This is a genomic window from Actibacterium sp. (assembly GCF_041584535.1).
Classification (GTDB): domain Bacteria; phylum Pseudomonadota; class Alphaproteobacteria; order Rhodobacterales; family Rhodobacteraceae; genus Actibacterium_D.
This window is the reverse complement of the sequence record NZ_JBFHDW010000355.1, coordinates 1-2368: the sequence shown is the minus strand read 5'-3', so window position 1 is coordinate 2368 and position 2368 is coordinate 1. Positions and strand designations below refer to the sequence as shown.

Below are 2368 nucleotides of genomic sequence, written 5' to 3'. Positions count from 1 at the left end.
GTGACCGTCGCCAAGAAAGTCATTGGTGAACATGCTGCCATAGCCCAGCACTTGCCGCTCTTCCGCGTGCAGGGCGCCACCCGATACCAGCAGCGCCACCAGCGCCGCACCAAAGGCCGATTTCATGCCTGTCATCCCGTTTGTTTTTCTGCTCGTTACGGCCATGATAAACCGCCGCGTCCGCCCGGCCAAGTGCAGCCGGGCAACACACTTCAGATCACGGAAAAACCGGTGCCGCGGAATAACCGCGGATCAGCCACATTTCGAATGGCCGCAGCTGCCGCAGGTCATGCAGCCCTCGACCATCCGCATGTCATATTGACCACAGGACGGGCAGGCCTTGCCGCGCGGGGCTTCGCCCACGACCATCCTTTCAGCCTGCGGATCGGATTTCAGGCCCATGCCCTCGCCCGCGATGAACCCGGTGGTGACAAGGTGACGTTCGATCACGCCGCCAATCGCCGCCAGAATGGACGGGACATATTTGCCCTGCATCCAGGCGCCGCCACGCGGGTCAAACACCGCTTTCAGTTCCTCGACCACGAAGGACACGTCGCCCCCGCGCCGGAACACCGCCGAGATCATCCGGGTCAGCGCCACGGTCCAGGCGAAATGCTCCATGTTTTTCGAGTTGATGAACACTTCGAACGGGCGGCGGTGGCCATTGATGACCACGTCATTGACGGTGATATAGATCGCGTGCTCGCTGTCGGGCCATTTCAGCTTGTAGGTATGACCTTCCAGCGACTGCGGACGGTCCAGCGGTTCGGAAATATAGACCACCTCGGCGCCGGTATCGGCTTCGGGGGTTTTTTCGGATTTCTCGGACACGCTGAGAACGCTGCCGGTCACGTCATTCGGGCGGTAGGTGGTGCAGCCCTTACAGCCGGTTTCATAGGCCTGCATGTAGACGTCTTTGAAGGCGTCAAAGCTGATGTCTTCGGGGCAGTTGATCGTCTTGGAAATGCTGGAATCGATCCATTTCTGCGCCGCGGCCTGCATTTTCACATGGTCTTTCGGCGCCAGCGTCTGGGCGTTGACGAAATAGTCGGGCAGCGGCTTGTCCCCGGATTTGTCGCGCCACATCTGCACGGCGTAATCGACGACTTCTTCTTCGGTGCGGCTGCCGTCCTTTTGCAGAACCTTGCGGGTATAGGCATAGGCAAAGACCGGCTCGATCCCCGAGCTGACATTGCCGGCATAAAGGCTGATGGTGCCGGTGGGCGCGATCGAGGTCAAAAGCGCGTTGCGGATGCCGTGGGTGCGGATCGCCTCGCGGACGTCGTCATCCATCTGCATCATGTTGCCCGAGGCCAGATATTTCTCGGCATCGAACAGCGGGAAAGCGCCCTTTTCCTTGGCCAGATCGACCGAGGCCAGATACGAGGCCCGCGCGATCTGTTTCATCCAGGCTTCGGTCTGGGCGGCGGCCTGATCCGAGCCATAGCGCAGGCCCAGCATCAACAGCGCGTCGGCCAGACCGGTCACGCCAAGGCCGATGCGGCGCTTGTTCTTGGCCTCTTCGGCCTGCTGCGGCAGCGGAAAGCGCGAGGCGTCCACGACGTTATCCATCATCCGCACCGCCATGCGCACAAGATCATCCAGCGCCGCCGGGTTCAGTTCGGCATTGGCCTCGAACGGATCGGTGACCAGACGCGCAAGGTTGATCGAGCCCAGCAGACAGGCGCCATAAGGCGGCAGAGGCTGTTCGCCACAGGGGTTGGTGGCGGCGATGGTCTCGCAATAGGCGAGGTTGTTCATCTTGTTGATGCGGTCGATAAAGATCACGCCCGGCTCGGCGAAATCATAGGTGCCGCGCATGATCTTGTTCCACAGATCGCGGGCCTCGACGGTGTGATAAATCGTGCCGTCGAATTTCAGCTCCCAACTGCCATCGGCCTTGACGGCCTCCATGAAGTCATCGGTGACCAGAACCGACAGGTTGAAATTGCGCAAGCGCGCCGGGTCTTGCTTGGCGGTAATGAATTGCTCGATATCGGGGTGGTCGCAGCGCATCGTCGCCATCATCGCGCCACGGCGGCTGCCAGCCGACATGATGGTGCGGCACATCGCGTCCCAGACATCCATGAACGACAGCGGCCCCGAAGCATCCGCCGCCACGCCTTTGACCCCGGCCCCGCGCGGGCGGATGGTCGAGAAATCATAGCCGATGCCGCCGCCCTGCTGCATGGTCAGCGCGGCCTCTTTCAGCATGTCGAAAATGCCGCCCATGCTGTCGGGAATCGTGCCCATGACAAAGCAGTTGAACAGCGTCACCGCCCGCGCCGTGCCAGCCCCGGCGGTGATGCGACCCGCGGGCAGATATTTGAAATCTTCCAGCGCGTCATAGAATTTCGCTTCCCACGCC

The 2368-nt window shown here is 61.3% G+C and carries 1 protein-coding gene; it reads right to left on the bottom strand.

Going from position 1 to position 2368, the window contains the following annotated elements:
* Positions 1-252: 252 nt before the first annotated feature.
* On the bottom strand, positions 253-2368 hold a 2116-nt coding region (locus tag ABYW26_RS13510), incomplete at its 5' end, for an adenosylcobalamin-dependent ribonucleoside-diphosphate reductase (protein ID WP_372605435.1).